The sequence below is a fragment of the Staphylococcus sp. FSL W8-0304 genome (assembly GCF_038006565.1).
Taxonomy (GTDB): Bacteria; Bacillota; Bacilli; order Staphylococcales; family Staphylococcaceae; genus Staphylococcus; species Staphylococcus epidermidis.
In genome coordinates this window covers 65,812-84,885 of the sequence record NZ_JBBOVL010000001.1, presented here as the reverse complement: position 1 = coordinate 84,885, position 19,074 = coordinate 65,812, and the positions used below count along the sequence as shown (strand labels likewise).

At 28.8% G+C, this 19,074-nt stretch carries 17 protein-coding genes; 2 read left to right on the top strand and 15 right to left on the bottom strand.

Annotation, left to right across the window (positions count from 1 at the left end; translation table 11 throughout):
- Position 1: 1 nt before the first annotated feature.
- The 9 genes from NST35_RS00375 to NST35_RS00335 form a co-directional block, all read right to left on the bottom strand.
- Positions 2-2,062 (bottom strand): heavy metal translocating P-type ATPase, encoded by a 2,061-nt coding sequence (locus NST35_RS00375; RefSeq protein ID WP_001830454.1) that lies wholly within the window; start codon positions 2,060-2,062, stop codon positions 2-4.
- 423 nt (positions 2,063-2,485) lie between these two features.
- Positions 2,486-2,971: an immunodominant staphylococcal antigen IsaB family protein gene (gene isaB, locus NST35_RS00370; RefSeq protein WP_002447577.1), complete on the bottom strand. Its 486-nt coding sequence runs from the start codon at positions 2,969-2,971 to the stop codon at positions 2,486-2,488.
- Positions 2,972-3,514: 543 nt separating this feature from the next.
- Positions 3,515-4,876 (bottom strand): SLC45 family MFS transporter, encoded by a 1,362-nt coding sequence (locus tag NST35_RS00365; protein WP_002458478.1) that lies wholly within the window; start codon positions 4,874-4,876, stop codon positions 3,515-3,517.
- 685 nt (positions 4,877-5,561) lie between these two features.
- Entirely contained in the window at positions 5,562-6,365 is an 804-nt protein-coding gene (locus NST35_RS00360; protein ID WP_340747222.1) for a hypothetical protein, read from the bottom strand.
- A gap of 1,274 nt (positions 6,366-7,639) precedes the next feature.
- Complete coding sequence (locus NST35_RS00355) at positions 7,640-8,731, bottom strand: sensor histidine kinase (protein WP_002458481.1); 1,092 nt, start codon at positions 8,729-8,731, stop codon at positions 7,640-7,642.
- Positions 8,719-9,384 (bottom strand): response regulator transcription factor, encoded by a 666-nt coding sequence (locus tag NST35_RS00350; RefSeq protein WP_002458482.1) that lies wholly within the window; start codon positions 9,382-9,384, stop codon positions 8,719-8,721. Before NST35_RS00350 ends, NST35_RS00355 begins: the two co-directional genes overlap by 13 nt.
- An 80-nt stretch (positions 9,385-9,464) precedes the next feature.
- Positions 9,465-10,076: a hypothetical protein gene (locus NST35_RS00345; RefSeq protein ID WP_002490411.1), complete on the bottom strand. Its 612-nt coding sequence runs from the start codon at positions 10,074-10,076 to the stop codon at positions 9,465-9,467.
- Positions 10,042-11,163: an ABC transporter permease gene (locus NST35_RS00340; protein WP_002458483.1), complete on the bottom strand. Its 1,122-nt coding sequence runs from the start codon at positions 11,161-11,163 to the stop codon at positions 10,042-10,044. Before NST35_RS00340 ends, NST35_RS00345 begins: the two co-directional genes overlap by 35 nt.
- 13 nt (positions 11,164-11,176) lie before the next feature.
- Positions 11,177-12,043 (bottom strand): ABC transporter ATP-binding protein, encoded by an 867-nt coding sequence (locus tag NST35_RS00335; protein ID WP_002458484.1) that lies wholly within the window; start codon positions 12,041-12,043, stop codon positions 11,177-11,179.
- A 171-nt stretch (positions 12,044-12,214) separates the two neighbouring features.
- Here NST35_RS00335 and NST35_RS00330 point away from each other — a divergent pair, with 171 nt between their 5' ends.
- Entirely contained in the window at positions 12,215-12,823 is a 609-nt protein-coding gene (locus NST35_RS00330; protein ID WP_002458485.1) for a radical SAM protein, read from the top strand.
- Between the two features lie 196 nt (positions 12,824-13,019).
- On the opposite strand, the gene NST35_RS00325 is transcribed toward NST35_RS00330, so the two are convergent.
- The 5 genes from NST35_RS00325 to NST35_RS00305 form a co-directional block, all read right to left on the bottom strand.
- Positions 13,020-13,793, bottom strand: coding sequence for a tandem-type lipoprotein (locus tag NST35_RS00325; RefSeq protein WP_032603042.1), 774 nt, complete (start codon positions 13,791-13,793; stop codon positions 13,020-13,022).
- A gap of 184 nt (positions 13,794-13,977) precedes the next feature.
- Positions 13,978-14,178 carry a hypothetical protein gene (locus NST35_RS00320; protein ID WP_080009703.1) on the bottom strand — a complete coding sequence of 67 codons (201 nt, stop codon included), beginning with the start codon at positions 14,176-14,178 and terminating at the stop codon, positions 13,978-13,980.
- A gap of 9 nt (positions 14,179-14,187) precedes the next feature.
- Positions 14,188-14,970, bottom strand: coding sequence for a tandem-type lipoprotein (locus tag NST35_RS00315; RefSeq protein ID WP_032603043.1), 783 nt, complete (start codon positions 14,968-14,970; stop codon positions 14,188-14,190).
- 532 nt (positions 14,971-15,502) lie between these two features.
- Entirely contained in the window at positions 15,503-15,916 is a 414-nt protein-coding gene (locus NST35_RS00310) for a universal stress protein (RefSeq protein ID WP_002458489.1), read from the bottom strand.
- Positions 15,917-15,929: 13 nt separating this feature from the next.
- Positions 15,930-17,381, bottom strand: a complete 1,452-nt coding sequence (locus NST35_RS00305; RefSeq protein ID WP_002458490.1) for a SulP family inorganic anion transporter — start codon at positions 17,379-17,381, stop codon at positions 15,930-15,932.
- Positions 17,382-17,493: 112 nt separating this feature from the next.
- On the opposite strand from NST35_RS00305, the gene NST35_RS00300 reads away from it, so the two are divergent.
- On the top strand, positions 17,494-18,036 hold the full coding sequence (locus NST35_RS00300) for a recombinase family protein (protein ID WP_002458491.1): 543 nt from the start codon (positions 17,494-17,496) through the stop codon (positions 18,034-18,036).
- A 324-nt stretch (positions 18,037-18,360) separates the two neighbouring features.
- Here the strand turns inward: NST35_RS00300 and NST35_RS00295 are convergent, their stop codons facing one another.
- Complete coding sequence (locus NST35_RS00295; protein WP_002458492.1) at positions 18,361-18,981, bottom strand: recombinase family protein; 621 nt, start codon at positions 18,979-18,981, stop codon at positions 18,361-18,363.
- Between the last annotated feature and the right edge of the window lie 93 nt (positions 18,982-19,074).

Sequence of the window (19,074 nt, the reverse complement as noted above, 5' to 3'; positions counted from 1 at the left end):
TTTATTTTAATTTTAATGTAAAAGCATTAATCGCTACTATAACTGTACTTAAAGACATTAATATTGCTCCTACAGCTGGTGATAATATTAACCCGACAAAAGCTAATGCGCCAGCTGCTAAAGGTACAGCAACAATATTATAACCTGCACCCCACCATAAGTTTTGAACCATTTTTCTCATAGTATTATTTGAAAGGGTCAAGAAATGAATGATATCTGATGGATTACTTTTAACAAGTATGATATCACCTGAATCCACTGCAACATCTGTGCCTGCACCAATTGCTATACCAATATCGGCTCTTATAAGGCTCGGCGCATCGTTGATACCGTCTCCGACCATCATGACTTTATTACCGTTACTTTGATAATCTTTTATAATGCTTTCCTTATCTTCTGGCATGAGTTGTGCATGGACATCACTAATACCTAATTCTTTTGCGACAGCGTGTGCCACTTCATTATTGTCACCTGTAAGCATGACTGGTGTAATATTTCTTGATAGTAAATCAGCTACCATTTGTTTTGAGCTTTCTTTAATTTGATCTCCTTGAGCAATCATGCCAATGACTTGTTGATCCTCAATTAAATAACTGATTGAATTACCTTGTTGAGCTAATTTAGTAAACAAGTCATCGTCATAATTAAGTTTATGTTTATCAAGATAAGAGACATTTGTTATTTTATATGTTTTATTATCAATTAGACCTTCTAATCCGACACCTGGAATATTATTAACGTCTTGTGGATTAGTAAATGAAACATTTTTACTTTTCGCAAAATCAACAATACTTATAGCTAATGGGTGATTAGATTGACTTTCTAATGAGGCGAAAAGGCTTAATATTGTATCATTACTCAAATCATTTTTAAAGCTCTCATAATGATTCACAGAAAAGTTACCCTCAGTTAAAGTACCAGTTTTATCCATCATTACATAATCGATATGTTGAGCTATTTCTACAGACTCTCTATTTTTAATAATTAAACCATTATGTGCACCAATTGAAGTAGAACGTGCAGTGACTAAAGGTATTGCCAAGCCTAAAGCATGTGGACAAGCAATGACTAACACAGTTACAAGACGTTCTAATGCAAAATCAACATCATTTTGAATGAGCATCCAGACAATAAACGAAATCACGCCAACAATTACAGCAAAGTAGAATAAATAACCCGCTACTTTATCAGATAACAATTCAGCACTAGATTTATCATTTTGTGCTTGATTAACAAGTCCCATAACTTGAGAAAGATATCCATCTTCTCCCACAGCTGTAACCTTGACTTGTATTGTTCCAGACCCATTAATAGAACCCCCGATGACGTTGTCATTTTGATTTTTTTGTACTTTTTTAGATTCTCCAGTGACTAGGGATTCATCTATAGATGTTTGTCCTTGAACGATAATACCATCTGTTGGAATGCTTTCTCCGGCTTTTACTTCGACGATATCATCAGTCATGATGTCTGATATTTTAACTTCTTCGCGTTGGCCATTATCCATAACTTTAATCGCACTATTAGGTAACAGTTCTGCCATTTTCTTTAAAGCATCTCCAGCATTTCCGACAGCATTCATTTCTATCCAATGTCCTAATAGCATAATTAAAATTAAGGTTGCTAATTCCCAAAAAAAGTCCATTGTATGACCAGTTGCACTACTAAAGTTATTCATATAAAAAGCATACAAGCTATAAATATAAGCTACTGAGATACCTAGGGCAACTAAGGTCATCATGCCTGGTTTTTTTGTAGCAATTTCATCTTTACCACCAGACAAGAACGGTTTACCACCATAAAAGAATAAAATTGTACTTAATATTAACACTACCCATTCAGAACCTGGAAATGTGAATTGAAAAGGTAAGTTAACACCCATCAGTGGCGATAAAAGAATGATAGGTATTGCAAAAATTAATGAAACAAAAAACTTAACTTTAAAATTTCCATGATGATGTGCATGGCCACTATGATGATGTGAGGCATGGTTATCATGATGCATTTGATTGGAATGATTCATGTGATTTTGATGATTATGCTCTTCACCATTATTATTCAAATTAACCCCTCCTAATGAAAATGTTATAGTAAAGCTACTTATACCATAACATATACCCCCATAGGGTATAAAGCTTTTCGATTTATCTCCTTTTATGGATTTGTTTATATCATTCCGAAAATGATGTCTCCACGTCCTACATTAGACCTTGTCATCGATGTTTAAAACAAGGTTTTAATTAAACGATCTCATCTGAACTATCGCATGACAATACACTCTGACCAAGGTTAGCATTAGCAACACAAGTCATATATTAATTAATATTCTTAAAGAAAATAACACATTTCAAAGTAGGTCTAGAAAAGCAAATTGTTTAGATCATTATTTAAAGAAGCCAGTAAATGAATTTATAAAAAACTCATTTACTGGCTATTTTGCTAGGAATTATGTCCCAGCCTCGTCTTCCTTTATTGATACCCCACTCTATTCACTAATGATTTGTCCTTTAATGACATATCCTTTTTTATTAACATAAAATCTTACATCTTTATTTCCAATTTTATACGAATATTCTTTGCCCCATGCTGATGTAGATGTAGACTTTGGTTCACCGTAATGATTCAATAATTCTTTTTCGCTCACTGACTTACCGTCTAATGAGAAGAAAACACCATTCGCTTTATGATTAGAAACCCCGTAATATGTTTGATCATATACATCTTTATCATTTTTAGCTGATTCGTTTTGAGTAATCTTGTAACCATTAATCTTGAAGTTATCGGCTTTTAAAGATGTTTTAAAATTCTTATCTAGAATAAAGTTACTTTGATGTGCTGTATAACCACTATAATTATAATAAGGTTTCACAGATTCTTGCGCATGTGCTTGAGTGACATTAAATAATTCGGGCGTTACGGAAAAGCCCAAAATTAAACTACTAGCTAAAATAAATTTAGAAACTTTTTTCATAAAAACCCTCCTCATATTTGTCTTACAGTTCACATCATTACATTAATGTTACAATATTTCAATAATATTACATAAATAAATTTAATTTTACCAATTATCGCACTTTTACATTTACTTGTGCCATATAAAAAGAAATAAATAAAGTTTTTTATATTTATTAATTACAATACTTTCAATAGCCCAGAAATGCATGAGGTCATGTATCCATTCAATGCTAAAGAGAGACAGAGGTGGATTTTTAAATAAAGAAATATTAGCTATAAACCATGAATCAATACAATCAGATTTGTGCACAGTTGTTTGAAGTTACAATATTTTTATCATTTATAAAAGGTTTAATACGTCATTTCACAGCCAATGAAAATGAAGAAATTATTGATAAGATATTTCAGAGTCTTATCAATGATGGTAAGATCTCAACTACTTTAATTACTAATACATCATTTCTTTGTTTAATGCATATTTCTAATAATTTTTTATAAAAAAAGAGCGAAAAACACTCTATTTCCACTCTTATTAATATTATTAAGTTTTTTTACTAGTCTATTCAAATTTTGCATTAATAAATTTAACTGAAACTGCACCTAAAAGCATCATGATTCCTGCAAGCAGTAGCATCGCAGGCATTGAACTTCCCAATAATGGATACAGTCCAAAACTGACTATAGACGCTACAATTTGTGGTAGACAAATACTTGTATTAAATAAACCTAAATATGCTCCTGAATTTTCTCCATCGATTGCCTCAGTTAATAATGTAAATGGTTGTGTATTCATCGTTAAATTATTAATACCAATCAATACAAATGAAAAAATGAGTAACCATTGATTATGGATAAAGAATATTGAAATAAGACCTATTCCACCGAAAACCAATCCAAAGCTATACCAAAATTTTCTTTGGGATGGTTTAGATCTTGCAATGACAAAACCAAAAATAACTGAGCTCAAAAATTGTATACAGTATAATACGCCATACCAATTTCCCGCTGCTTGATATCCGGCTGAAGAAGGATCTGTCACATTCCAAACATTCTTTGCTATTGCACCTGTTGAATATGTCCAAAGATACATCAATGCAAACCAGTTAAAAAATTGAACTACGCTAATTTGCCAAAATTGTTTAGGGGCTTTTTTTAATAACTGTAATAAGCTTAATTTATTATTTCTATTGTTCTCATTGATTCCATGATAATAATTATACGTTTTAGGCTCATATTCCCTAACGGAGATAACTGTCCATATAGAAGCAATTAATAATACTGCTGCTGCAATATAATAAGCTAATTTTACAGTCATTGGTACTTCACCTTTAGGTGCTACATTACTCATTCCCAACATTGTTAATAAAAATGGTAATACTGTAGCAATAATACCACCTAAATTTGAAAAAATTTGTTGCCAAGACCACGCCATATCTCTTTGTTTTTCGTTTACCATATCGCCAATAATCATTTTGTATGGTTGCATACATGCATTTGAAGTCAAATCCATAAGTAAAGTCATCACCGCACCAAAGGATAAAGCCATGAGTGAAGCATATCCAAAATTAAATGAACCTGCATTAGGTAATAAGACTAATACGATGGCTCCAATCGGACCAGCTATCAACAGATACGGCATACGACGTCCAAATCTGGTCCAAGTTCTGTCAGAGTAGTATCCAATAAGGGGTTGAACAATCATTCCTACTAAAGGTGGCAAAATAAAAAACCATCCTAAATTATTAGGATTAGCTCCTAACGTTTGGAATATTCTCCCCATCATTGCTGATTGAAGTGCAAAAGCCATATTTACACCAAAGAAACCAAAAGTAATTGAAAAAATAACTGCTTTTTTTAAATAAGGTAGTGTAATATCTTGTTCTAACTTATTTTCCTTATGCGTTCTATTTGTATCGTTCATTTCTATCTCTCCCATTTATTACTCGATATAGTTAATTAATTCAATGATTAACTACCTATAGCAAACAACAATTCATTGGAACCGTTTTCAACAATAATTTTAACACTCCACAATTTTTAAGCAAGCTTTGATACCTTTTTTGAATAAATTTTATTTTTTACTTGAATTTATCGACATCAACATTTTAAAGCAATCAAAGATGTAGAAATTCTCGAGTAAACTATTTCAGTATTTTATAAAGAGTGATACAGTTACGACTATTTTTAAGATATCATTGATCATTACTTACCCAAATGAAATGATATAGTATTGTTGAGAAATGTTTGGTATACGTGAGTTTAAATTCAAATAATAAAAAATCACCTGGAACAAAGCATAATATTCCTGTAGTTGTTATGATAATTACTATAACCATTTCACTGTCTGAACCATGTTGCGTACAAACCTAGAAGTCTTAATTGAAAGAAAGAACCTATATCGACTTAATTGAACAACAATTAAAAAAGTCCATGACTGTGTGATGAAGGAAAACAGGAAGTGTGATTTTAAAAAATTGAAAAATGATTGGATGTTGATAAGGTTTAAATAAAAAAACTCCTCACCATACCCACACGAAAATGTGTAGGTAAGATAGGGAGTTATAGTTTTATAATCATTGTTTATAATAAAAAAGTAATTTAATACGTTATAATTCGTTTAATGACTTATTTATTTTTAGTTCAATTGGACCTTTTTTACCTCTTTTACTTTTGAGTTCAGAATATAATCCTTTAATTTTAGTAGCATCCACTTTATAAATATTATCATTGTTTAAAACTTCAGATTCTATATATTGAATCACATCGTCATAATCCTCCATTTTATTACTATCATCACAAATTCTAGGAGTAGTCTTTTTTACTACATAGTTTCTTGCATTTTTGTCAGTTTTAAATAGATTTTGTATTTTTTGGCTGTACTCTTTATTAAAAGTAAAGGATTTATAATTTTCTCCGTATTTTATTAGTGGTAAATAGCTACCCTCTTTATTTCCAATACATGTTCTAAGAGTAATATTACAATGTTCAGTCAAATCGTTTTTTTCTTCTGAAATTCCAGGTAAATGATGATCAATCACATCATCAATATCAATTTCATCTCCCAAATTTTCAGCAAAAAATCTTTTTAATTGCTCCTTACTTCTATCCCCTTTTAAAGGCCATTCAATAATAGTTTCACTTTCAATAACCGTATCTATCATATAATGATTTTCTTCATCTTTTGCCATAAAAATATAAATAGGTCTTACATTATCTGATAGTAAATTTTTAGACATAGAATTTGCCGCGTGACAAAAACTATATAAAAATGAGTCGCTAAAAATATAAGGATCTTCATTATTATTTTTATTTTTAAAACCATCGAAAAGCAGCATCAGATTAGCATCTTGCAATTCAATATGTATAGACTTTCTATAAGTATGAGGAACCAATATAATATTCTTTTCCAAACAATAACCTCCATTACACATAAGAACCATATATTTAATTAGTTTAAGGATTTATAATTATAAAAATATTTGTGTCTTTTATATCTAAATAATACAAAATAGTGAGTGCACTTCATTTACTCATAGTTAAAAACAAACTTTATTTTTTGATATTAATTAGCGCGCTATAATTAGTTTAATCAACGAGTTCTAGTAAATCTTCAATAGATTGTTTAGTTATACTTCTCCATTGATAGTCAACTAATAAAGTATTTGTATCAAATACAATTACAAAATAATCTTCATTCAAAAATTCGTTTATCTTCTATTACGTTGTAAAATAACTCTCAATTTTTCATTGTCACATCACCTTTTTCATTATTTATTATATAAATAATTTTAACAAACTTAAATTATAAAGTATATATTACAACTTAAAATTCTATAAAACTTTTTAAATTTAACTTGAAAAGTTTTAATATCATTAAAAATATATGATACTATTTATTGTTATTTATTTTGTTTTACCATTTTTATACGTGCGTTATAAATGATTTTATGTAATACAAGCTAATTAAATATACTTAGATAATCAAACTATATCTAAAATAAACAGCGTGATAACGAAAAAGAATATATTTAAACACCTCGACAGAAACAGTAATACCGCGCGTTAATTCTCACTGTCGAAATGATTGAATTTATCTAGTGTCTAAGCAATTTAATTATGTCTTTAATGAAAATATAGAAAAACACGAAGATGCTTTATCAAAACCAAATCGATGTCTGAACCGTGTTACGCACACACCTAGAAGTCTTAATTGAAAGAAAAAACCTATATCTACTTAATTGAACAACTATCACTGAGCCTTGACCGAGCGGTGAAGAATAGACAATTGAATAATAGACGAAATAGTCTGAGTAGACAGTGGACGATTAATGGATATATTTCTTAATTAAAGAAGTTGGAGAAGGGATTATAAAAAGGACTGAGCGACACATTACGGTCACTTAGTCCTTTTAGTAGTTAATAACCAAGGCTAGCAATAAATGACTAAAAACTAATAATTGCTTTAGCTTTTTGTTTTCAATAATCTTTAAATGACTTTATATATTCTCAAAATTATTTTGCTAATTAAAAAAATATCAAATTCAATCACAATAATAATAGCGATGTAATAGGAATCAAGATATCAACTCCAGATGTCTATACGATAATTAATGATTCGGATGTGTTTATAATTTTAAATCTTAGCAATAAATACAAACATTATTCTTTAAATTAATAAACATTGTTAAACAGGAATATTGAAACTTACTTTTGCATGATTATTCTCATTTTCTAAAATAAGTTCACTATTATATTGTTGAAGCACAATATTAGCAAAATATAGACCAATACCAGACCCATTTGATTCTTTACCTTTTGTCCCCCACTCTTTGGCAGAATTCAATTCATCTTCAGTAAATATTCTTCCATCATTGGTTATGGTGAAGTTTAGTAAATGGTCGTTGATAACTTCAAACTTTATAGATATTTGTTTTTCAGCATATTTCAAGGCGTTATTAATTAGATTATCGATGACGTGGTATAGAACTTGATTGTTAATGCTTAAGGTATAATAGGGAAAATCATGATTAACATCAATAATCAGTTCTCTCTCCTTTAATATGTATTGTTGATTATAGCTCTCTTTAATGATTTTTATTACCTTATCAACATGAATTGTATCTGAATGGTTTGGCAATAGATTGATGTTTTTAATATGTATTTGTAATTGATTATTTATTCTATCAATAGATTGTAACGCAATGTCTGCTTCCTTGTTTATTTTAAAATGTATTTCCTCCTGAGACAGATTAGAACGATTAATCTTTCTTAGTAATTCAATATGACCTTGAAGGACGGTTAACGGTGTTTTTAAATCATGTTCTAAAATTTCGAGTTTTCTTTTAAAATTATTTTGAATAGATAATTGATCTTTAATACTATTAGCAAGATAAGTATGTATATGCTCAACTTCTTGAATCACTTTATTGAATTCTGAAATACTCATTTTCTTATATTCAACATCAGTGCGGTTATTTTTTAATCCTTGAATCGTATCATTAAGATAATTAATACTAGTTGTAATGTACTTTTTATAAAAAAACTGTGTGAACACGTAAATGATTAACAAAGGAGTCATAATACTGATACATGCGCTAGTAAAAGAGAAAATGTAATGCGGTTGTTTCCAAAAATTAGTGTATAAAGACTTTCCAAAATTTGAAAATTCTAATACATTAAGCAAAATTTGTAGTAAAAATACTAATCCAACACTGACAACTATAATTGCTATGATAAGACGTGTCATTTTTCTTTTTAAACTTTCTACTCTAGCCATTTATATCCAACTCCCCACTTTGTATCGATGTATTCAAAACGACTATAACAACTTAACTTTTTTCTTATTTTACGTATATGTTCAGCCACAACTTGAGTATTGCCTGTCTTATTTAAATTAATCGAATCATATATCTGTTCTTTACTGAAATAATATTGAGGATTTAAAGATAGTAATTTTATAATTTCAAATTCCTTTTTTGTAATATCTATCGTCATGTTATTTACATCAATTCTATATGTATCATAATAAATGATTAATTCTTTAGTTTTTTTTATGTTGGGAGTCAAACTTTGAGAATGACTTTGATTAAGTACATTTTTAATTCGAATTATAAGTTCTTCCATATAGAAAGGCTTAGGTAAGTAATCCTTTGCACCAAGCGAGAAACATTTCAGTCTAGTATCAAGATTATCTTTAGCAGTAAGAAAAATAATAGGTATATTACTCTCTTTAAGTGATTGAGCAACTTCAAACCCATCTATATATGGCATTTTAATATCTAAAATGATTAAATCAATTTTATCATCGATTTGTTTTAAAACGTCACGTCCATTATAAGCGACAATAGTGTTAAAACCTTCTAAGTATAAACTTTCTTTTATAAATGACACAATTTTTTCTTCATCGTCGACAATCATTATGTTATACATCACAAATCACCTAAGCTTGTTTTTATAGTATTCATGTTACGCTAGAAATTATAAATGACAATGCTTGATTCCAAAACGTATTAATTTTGTACTTTTTTGATAATAGTGTAACTAAAAATTAATAATACAATTCCTAATAAAAATTGAAATATTTTTATATAAAATGGAAAGTTAAAGGTTTCTGAGAATAAATACATAAAGCCTAGATTTCTAAATCCTAAGCAGAATAAGAAATATACAAGTCCAAACATTAAGCCATTTAATGTATTACCACTAAGAATACTTGTTAATAAACATATTGATCCTATAAATAAAGTACTGGTTAAAGCAATAAACATATCTCTCACAACAATGATATTTGAGTTAAATAAATAAAATATAAATAAATTGAATGTAATTAGAAACAGTATATAGATGATTGTTATCACTAATCTAAGCATAAATACGAATTGGTAGTCATGACACTTTGCACTAATAGTTAACTTAGACTTCTTGTTTTGATCTACAGAATAGATAGCAGTAAATAACAATATGCCTAGTATAGTAAATATTAACTCAATGTATTGTGTAACTCTCTCATGATTAAGATTAGATACACCAAAAATAAACATTCCACCAAATAATAGAATTAAAATTCCCATGTAAAGTTTAACTAAATTAGTTTTGATATCTATTAGTAAAAATTTTGCCATTAAAACCTACCCCTCTTCTTTTCAGGTCAAATATATATGTACTAAGTAGAATTAAAAGTAAACCTAAGCCAAAGTATGTAAATCTATTAGCTAAAATTTGATTGAAGTGATTATAGAAAAAAACTGTGTTAAATAAAGTATTATGTCGAGGAATCAATAGAGAACCATAGCACCCCTCAATGGCACGAGAACCTATATTTAAATTGATAAACCAAATGACTATTTGTATCATTACACCTAAATAAGAATTCAATATAATTGTGACAAACAATCCCATCGCGATAGTAAATATTAAAGTAGGTAATGTCCACAAGATTAAAATTTTATAAAAAATAAATAAAGAAAACATCGATATCTGATGTATCATCGATAAACAAGTAACAAAATATATTGATACTAATAATACTGGTAAATATGCCAAAACAAGAATAGTAAATACACGTGTAGAAATTAATTGGTATGATGATATAGATTTAGAATGAATCGTTTTAATGGCATTACTTTTTTTGTCTTGAAGAATCATTTGAGCTCCCAAAAAGAATGGAAGTATTCCTAACACTACCCCCATAATATCTGAAAAATATCTACTATATGCTCCATAATAGTACTCTTTATTTTTTATAATATTCTTCTCTTTAACATACGTGCTCTTACTCATATTCTTAATTCCAAATAATGAAATATTATTTTCAGAATATTGAGATCCCCATCCAACAACATGTGATACGCTATTAGAATAATTTTTAAACTGATGAAAATTATTCGTTTTTTCCATTTTTGATATTAGTTTCTTTATTTTAGAAATTTGTTGGTCATTTAACTTTTTTTGTTTTAAAAATCCAAATTGATACGTTTTAAAATTATTTTGATGTACTTCGTTCTTTAATTCTTTAATTTCATTTGACATTATTATGTTTTTATCAGTAGAATACATAGTCATATTTTGAGGTTGATATACATCTGAATTAATAGGATGTTTGAGGACTTGTTGACAATTCAATACCGTGAATATAATAATCAATAAACAATAAAATAGAAATGTCTTACTAAACATTAAATGTTTAAATTCCATTATAAATAGACGCATGATTCAAACCTCCTTATTGTTTTTTTAAAAAATACATATAAGCATCTTCAAAATCAGCTTTAACTTTTTTAGCATTTGCAACTTTTGTTTCAGAAATAAACCTAACTTTTAATTTATTTTCAATTTCTTGAGTTTTAGTAATAAATAAGTCATTTTCTCTAAATGATTCCAACTCCGATGGGGATAGATTGATTTCATAAATATGATCATTACTTTGTTGTATCAACGATGGTATGTCACCTTTATATACAAGACTTCCTTTATCTAAAATAGCAATCCTATTACAAGTTGATTCAATGTCGCTCACAATGTGAGTTGATATAATCACAATTTTGTTTTCAGCTAAATAAGATAGTAAATTGCGTAGCCTTACTCTTTCTTCTGGATCTAATCCCGCCGTTGGTTCATCGACAATAATTACTTTGGGGTCATGTAAAATGGCTTGCGCTATACCTAATCTTTTTTTCATTCCACCAGATAAACTTTTAACCTTTTTATTTTTATAATCAATTAGATTAACCTTACGAAGAATTAAATCTACATATTTATCGAAATCCGTTTGATTTATTTTAGATAAAAAACCTAAATAGTATAAAACTTCCGAGACTTTCATATTAGGATAAAAATCAAAATCTTGAGGTAAGTAACCAATCATTTGTCTAATCTTTTGTGAATTCTTAATTTCAATACCATTAATTGTTACTGTTCCCTTACTTGGTTGAAGAATTGTTGCAATAATATTCATTAATGTAGATTTACCAGATCCGTTTCTTCCTAAAATACCAAACATACCATTGGGAATTACTAAATCCAATGAATTAAGCGCATCTTTCTTTCCATCATATGATTTACTCAAACCTTTGATAACTATTTCATTCATCCAAAATTAGCCTCCTTTTACATCAACATATCAAAAAGAAATCAATAATATATCAATTTTAGGAAATTCACAAAATATACAATTATGAAGGTTTGGTCAATATTAATTAAATTGATAAAAAATTGATAGAAAATTGATAAAGTAATGATAACTTGATATCGAGGTGATTAGATGTATATCAAAAATACAAATGTACATGAAGTTTACTTTAAAAATAAAGTTTTACTAGTCAACTTAAACAATGGACAATGGGTAAGAACAAGTAGAAAATATTTTGAAGTTTTAAACAAATTGGTTGAATCTAATCAAATTGGTGATTTTATGAAGTATAAATATGTAAGTAATGTGATAGATAACTTAAAGCGGCTTTTTAACGAATTGCTTGAAATACGATACTACGAAGATGAAGAAAAAACTCATCAAGAAAATAATTTAAGTGTGACTTTTACTCTTACAAATAAATGCAATCTTTCTTGTAGTCATTGTGCTCTATCTGCTTCTCCTTTATCACAAGATATTTTAAGTACAAATGATGTCAAATATGCAATTGATAAGATTATTGACGTCAACCCGAATACACTTATTCTAACTGGTGGAGAACCCTTTATTAGAAACGATATATTAGAAATTATTTCCTATATAAGAACTAACTTTAAGAATAAGTTGGTGATTATGACTAACGGTATGTTAATCAGAAAAAATTCATTCCATTTTAAAAAAAGAATCGTATACGTCAATAAGTGTGAAATGGCATCCTTACGTGTGCACATGGCGTCGTAGAAGTTAAATGATAGTGAAAATTTTGATGGTATGGATAAGGAACTAATTATCACATCTCCGAGAATCGGATATCAAATGCAATATTTAGGGTGATGATGGAAATAAAATTGTTGACATAAAAAATAGAACTCATGAGCGTAATAATCTCATCAGTTCTATTTTTTATGAGTATGGATGATAATTTTTTGAGATTTTCTTACCCACTTGGCGTGTATTCAACGCTGTCAGTAAAATAAATATTTTCTCCTTTTTTCTCTACAAAAGTAAATTCAATATTTTTAGAACCTGTGGATGAACCTTTTAAATCACCTGTACCTTTTAATAACAACTTAGGGGCTTGTTCGGTTGGAATATCATATCTTTTTCTTATTTGTTTTACATTATAATCATTATTACTGAGTTGATATTTAGCTGAATAACTAGGCGCATTGGGATTATAAGATACCTCACCGTCTTTATAATCTTTTAAATCTTTAAAATTGCCATATTGTGAGAAAAACTTAAAGTTTTCTATTTCTTTTTTTATTTTTTCATCTTTTATTTGTTTAGATGGAATGAATTTATTATCAATCAATTTGACTGGATATTCTTTCTTTCGAGTCTGAAATCCTATATCACTTTTTTCTTTTACTTCAGTTATCATGAACTTACCTTTGGACGTTCTTGTATTTCGATTCATAAATAAAACCATTCGTCTAGTTTTTAAATCTTGCCCTTTTTGTTGAATATTGATACTAGAAGTTACTACCCAAGTCCCTTTATCATTCTTTTTAAATTCTTCATCTCGAAAACCTTCTTTATCGTATAAATCCTCTAAGTTTTTAATAGGATACATACTTAACGTCTTATTAAAACTTTGTTTGATTTCCGTTTCTTTACTATCGTCTTTATTCATAAATCCACATCCGCAAATAATAACCGTTATTAATAAAAAACTTACGCATAAAAGTAACTTTTTCGAATGTTTCACATTTTCACATCTCTCTGTTTTTGAATTCTTCTTTTTAATTATGGTATATACATATACATATTGAGTTATAATGCAAATCTCTCTTTCATATTACCAAACAATAAACACCCATTCATTTTAATTTTTTGTATATTATTGTTAAGTGTATATAGTATAAGAACCACATAGTCATCTTTTTGTACAACTACGTGGTTCTTGTATTAGGATTTATGTAACTATCAACATATTCAAGGTTAGAAGGGAATTTATTATCGTCTTTCAACTTCTCAGTTTGATCCATAATTCTATTTCTAAGTAAATCACTATTACTAGCATTTTTTACTTCATATCTAATCATAGATACTGCGCATGTTTCTTCATATTCACTAGTTAATTGGGTATTCAATTTGTTTCATTATTCTTTATCTTCACTTGGATTAAAATTCAAGCTATCAGTGAAATATATATTTTCTTCTTTATTCTCTACAAAGATAAATTCAATATCTTTATATCCTACAGATGATCCTTTTAAATCCCCATCTCCTTTCAACAATAGTTTAGGTGCTTTTTTAGTTGGAATATCATATCTTTTTCTTAATTGTTGTACGTTATAATCATCATTTTTTAGTTGATATTGCGCTGAGTAACTGGGAACGTTAGGATTGTAAGATACATTTCCATCTTTATAATCTTTTAAGTTTTTAAAATTGCCATATTGCACAAAGAATTTAAAATTCTCTATTTCTTTTTTTAACTTTTCATCGTTAATTTGTTTAGTTGGAATTATTTTATTATTTTCTAGCTTTATTGGATATTTCTTTTCACTGTCATCTGTTTTGACTTTACCCGTATCTTTTATTTTGGTAAGAATAAAATAGCCGTGAGTGGTTCTTGTATTTCTATCCATATATAAAACCATCCCTCTTGATTCCAACGCTTTCCCCTTTTTTTGTATATTCATTTCAGAGTGAACTATCCACATTCCTTTATCGCCTTTATTAAATTCTTCGTCTCGATATCCTTCTTTATCGTATAGAGCTTCTAAGTTTTTAATAGGATACATACTTAACGTTTTATTAAAACTTTTTTTGATTTCCGTTTCTTTGCTATCGTCTTTGTTCATAAATCCACATCCACCAATAAAAATCGTTATTAATAAAAAACTGATGCATAAAAGTAACTTTTTCGAATGTTTCACATTTTCACATCTCTCTGTTTTTGAATTCTTTTTTTAAATTATGGTATCTACATATACATATTGAGTTATAATACAAATCTCTCTTTTATATTATCAAACAATAATGTCATTTTCCGTATTATATTGCAGTAATTTTACTTAATAAATTGCAAAAGAATATATTTAATTATCCAAAATAAAAAACTGTGAATTATATAATTCACAGTTTTTTTAGTATTGGTTAATAACCATATCAGTATAGCCTTCTTCCTTTATTATTTAAATTTCATTGTTACTCCAGCCATGCGCTACTCCCCATACTTTCGATCGTTTGAAAATCAACAAATCACAAAAAATCAATAACATTAGAATACATATTCCTTTGCAAAATTTCATAACATCTCCCCTTAAAAACCACTCTTTCTATGGTATATTTTAATAATTTTTAACTGGCTTTTTAGCCAATAATCCATCCATAATAGAAATTGTTAATTTTCATCTAATGTTCACCTCTAAATAAAGCCCAATCCTGTCAGGGATTGAGCTTTACATATTACTTCACAATGATAACAGGAATTTCAGAACGTTTTGCCACTTTATGACTGACGCTTCCTAAAACCATTTCCTGCAAACTATTTAAACCACGAGATCCTAAAATAACTGCTTGATAATCACCACTATTTGCCACTTCCACAACTTTCTCAGCTGGGATACCATGTGCTATTTTCACTTCATATTTTACATTGTTTTCTATAAATACTTCGGTAATATAAGATAATTTCTCTTCTCTTTCGTTAGTAAGGCTCTTACCTTGCTTGCCATGTAATACGTCGGACTTTGATTCATCTACATCAACAATTGTAAGAATCGTCACAATCGTTTGTTCACCTATAAAATTTAAAACTTCCTTTGCTGAGCGTAAACTATTCTCTGAACCATCTACTGCTAATAAAATTGAATTATACATATAAAACACTCCTTTAATTTAAATGATTTTCATTGAGTTTGCTTAACTCTGATACAATTTTACGGCTATCCGAGTTGAGTTTTTCTACATGAACAATATTATTTTTTTCTTCGAATTTTCTAACTATGGTATCGATAGCATCAACAGCTGAATCATCCCATAGATGTGCGTCATTGAAATTTAATTCTATTTTACTATTTTCAATATTAAAGTTAATTTGCTCCATCATAGAGTCAATTGATACAAAGAATATTTGGCCTTTAAAAGACATACGATTGACTTTACCAAATTCTTCAGAAGTAACTTCAACTTTAGAAATCTTAGTCGCAAAGAATAAAGCACTGAAAACAACACCTACTACGACACCAATAGCCAAGTTATGTGTCATTAATACAATGATTACCGTTAATACCATAACGACTGCATCTGTTTTGGGAGCTTTTTGAATATACTTAAATGAAGTCCAATCAAAAGTTCCCACAGAGACCATAACCATTATCCCAGCTAAAATCGGCATTGGAATTTGGACTACTATTCCTCCAAGTACAATAATCATAAATATAAGTACGATACCCGCTGTAAATGTAGATAATCGACTATTTGCACCGGACTTAACATTGATGACTGATTGTCCAATCATAGCGCAACCACCCATTCCGCCAAATAAACCAGTTATTATATTAGCAATTCCTTGGCCACGTGATTCTCTATTCTTACTACTGTAAGTATCTGTCGCATCATCAACAATTTTAGCTGTTAGTAAGCTTTCAACCAATCCTACGATAGCCATAGATAATGAATAAGGGAAAATAATTTGAAGTGTTTCAAAATTAAAAGGGACATTAGGGATTAAGAAATGGGGTAAAGATTGTTTAATATCCCCTAAATCTCCTACAGTTCTTACATCAGAACCTGTGTACATATATAGTGCTGTTAAAACGATAATTGCTATAAGTGGTGCTGGTATAGCTTTAAAAAATTTTGGAATTATATATACAATGAGTAATGTTACAATTACATATATATATGTTGATATTGATATTCCAAAGATATGTTCAATTTGAGACATAAAAATCATAATACCTAATGCATTCACAAAACCAATCATGACTGAATGAGGTATAAACTTCATTAAACGACCTACTTTAAGAAGACCTAAAATCAATTGAATGATTCCCATTAGTATAGTAGCAGCTAGTAAGTACTCTACACCATGGTCTTTAACAAGTGGCACAACTAGTAAGGCTACAGCCCCTGTTGCACCTGATATCATTGCTGCTCTACCACCTACAACAGCTGTAACAACAGCAATAATGAAAGAAGCATATAAGCCAACCATTGGATCTACACCAGCAATAATTGAGAATGCGATAGCTTCAGGGATTAAAGCTAAGGCAACTACAATACCTGCAAGTATGTTTTTACCAGGCTGGTTAAGCCATTCATATTTTAATTTTTCAACCATAACTTACTCTCCTTTTTATTTAATTATATGGTAAAGTATAACAGAAAAGTTTCATATGTATACCCCTTATTGAAACTTTATGTTATTATATGATTATAGGTGGTGTAATTAAATGAAATACGGTTATGTCAGACCAGTTATAATAAATGATGATGTTATCGAACAGAAAAAGAAAATATCGATTTATACAAATGATATTTTAGAAGAGACACATGCAAATAATAAAAGAAGAACTGAGTTAGATATTCTGTTAAACTCAAAATTAACTGATGGTGATATATTATATGTTACGGATTTATGTATACTTGCAGACTCTACGAAGCATTTAGTGGATATATTGGACTATCTTTCGAAAGAAGATATTTCTTTATATGTTATTAACTTAAATCGTTATATATATAAAAATATTCAAGGTGAATTCCTAGAAATATTACATGATATTACAGATTTCCAAAGTGATATTGTTAAATTTAGAACACGTATAGGACTAGAAAATTATTCAAAAGAAGGAAAAAATTTAGGTAGACCAAAACGAGATGATAAAAATCTTAGAGATGCAATAGAAATGTATATGAGCAAAAAATATACTTTGGATGAGATAAAAGAACAGACAAATATAAGTAGAGCAACTTTGTATCGTCATCTAGATAAATAAGAGGTGATGAACGTTGTTAAAACAAGATTTAGTGTATAATGTGCTATTATCGATTAGAGAAGAAGAAAGTATAGATTTTAAAACGTTAAATGTGAGTGAAAAACTTTTTTATTAGCACTCGAGAGTATAGCGAGGCAAGATTTAGCTAAAAATGTAGAACTGTTTTATAATAAATGTTTTCCGATTTGTGGGACAATAAGATACGCAGAGTTAACAGAAAAAGGACGTAAAAATATTTCTGCACATCAAATAGAGTATAAGTATTTATAAAATACTTATACTCTATTTTTATTCAAATTTTTGTGATTAAGCAAAAAATATTTTCTATTCTATAAATTTATAGTTTGGTCTTCCTTTTTTGATTCTATAAATTGTTTGACGTGTAATACCCACGTCTTTAGCTATCTTACTAATAGATTCTCCTTTATCTAGTAGCTCAATAACACGATGGTAAACAATTCTCTTGTGAGGATTTTTAGCATTTGGTGAATAGAGTAAAGGTCTTCCTTTATATACCCCTTTTTCCTTCGCTATTTTAATACCTTGGGCTTGTCGACGTTTACTTTCATTTCTTTCTTGCTCTGAAATCATGGCTAAAATTTGAATGATTAAATCTTTCATAAACTTATCTAGTAAAGGATTGCCAATCACTTCATTCATCATTGGTAAGCTTGTAATCATTAATTGGGCTTCTTTTTCTTTTAAATAGTTAACGGTTTGAATAATTTCGTCGTAATTTCTCCCTAATCGGTCAAGCGATTCTATAATTAAACGATCTCCCATGCGTAGAAAATTTAATACTTCTTGAAAAATAGGTCTGTTTTCAACCGATTTCCCCGATTGCTTTTCTGTAAATATTTTTTCAGCACCAAAAGATTGTAGATTTTCGATTTGTCTATCTAAATTCTGATCAATGGTTGATACTCTTGCATATCCGATTATCATTTTAAACACCCTTTCTCACACACCCTAATCATACAATTAGAAGATTGATTATACAACACGTAATTATCGTTCAATTAGAGTGAACCCTAAATG

Coding starts and splice junctions, on each gene's coding strand:
- NST35_RS00295 (WP_002458492.1), bottom strand. CDS start 18,981: ATGATAATCGGATATGCAAGAGTATCAACCATTGATCAGAATTTAGAT.
- NST35_RS00340 (WP_002458483.1), bottom strand. CDS start 11,163: ATGCGTCTATTTATAATGGAATTTAAACATTTAATGTTTAGTAAGACA.
- NST35_RS00330 (WP_002458485.1), top strand. CDS start 12,215: ATGTATATCAAAAATACAAATGTACATGAAGTTTACTTTAAAAATAAA.
- NST35_RS00300 (WP_002458491.1), top strand. CDS start 17,494: ATGAAATACGGTTATGTCAGACCAGTTATAATAAATGATGATGTTATC.
- NST35_RS00335 (WP_002458484.1), bottom strand. CDS start 12,043: ATGAATGAAATAGTTATCAAAGGTTTGAGTAAATCATATGATGGAAAG.
- NST35_RS00345 (WP_002490411.1), bottom strand. CDS start 10,076: ATGGCAAAATTTTTACTAATAGATATCAAAACTAATTTAGTTAAACTT.
- NST35_RS00355 (WP_002458481.1), bottom strand. CDS start 8,731: ATGGCTAGAGTAGAAAGTTTAAAAAGAAAAATGACACGTCTTATCATA.
- NST35_RS00350 (WP_002458482.1), bottom strand. CDS start 9,384: ATGTATAACATAATGATTGTCGACGATGAAGAAAAAATTGTGTCATTT.
- NST35_RS00310 (WP_002458489.1), bottom strand. CDS start 15,916: ATGTATAATTCAATTTTATTAGCAGTAGATGGTTCAGAGAATAGTTTA.
- NST35_RS00305 (WP_002458490.1), bottom strand. CDS start 17,381: ATGGTTGAAAAATTAAAATATGAATGGCTTAACCAGCCTGGTAAAAAC.
- NST35_RS00365 (WP_002458478.1), bottom strand. CDS start 4,876: ATGAACGATACAAATAGAACGCATAAGGAAAATAAGTTAGAACAAGAT.
- isaB (WP_002447577.1), bottom strand. CDS start 2,971: ATGAAAAAAGTTTCTAAATTTATTTTAGCTAGTAGTTTAATTTTGGGC.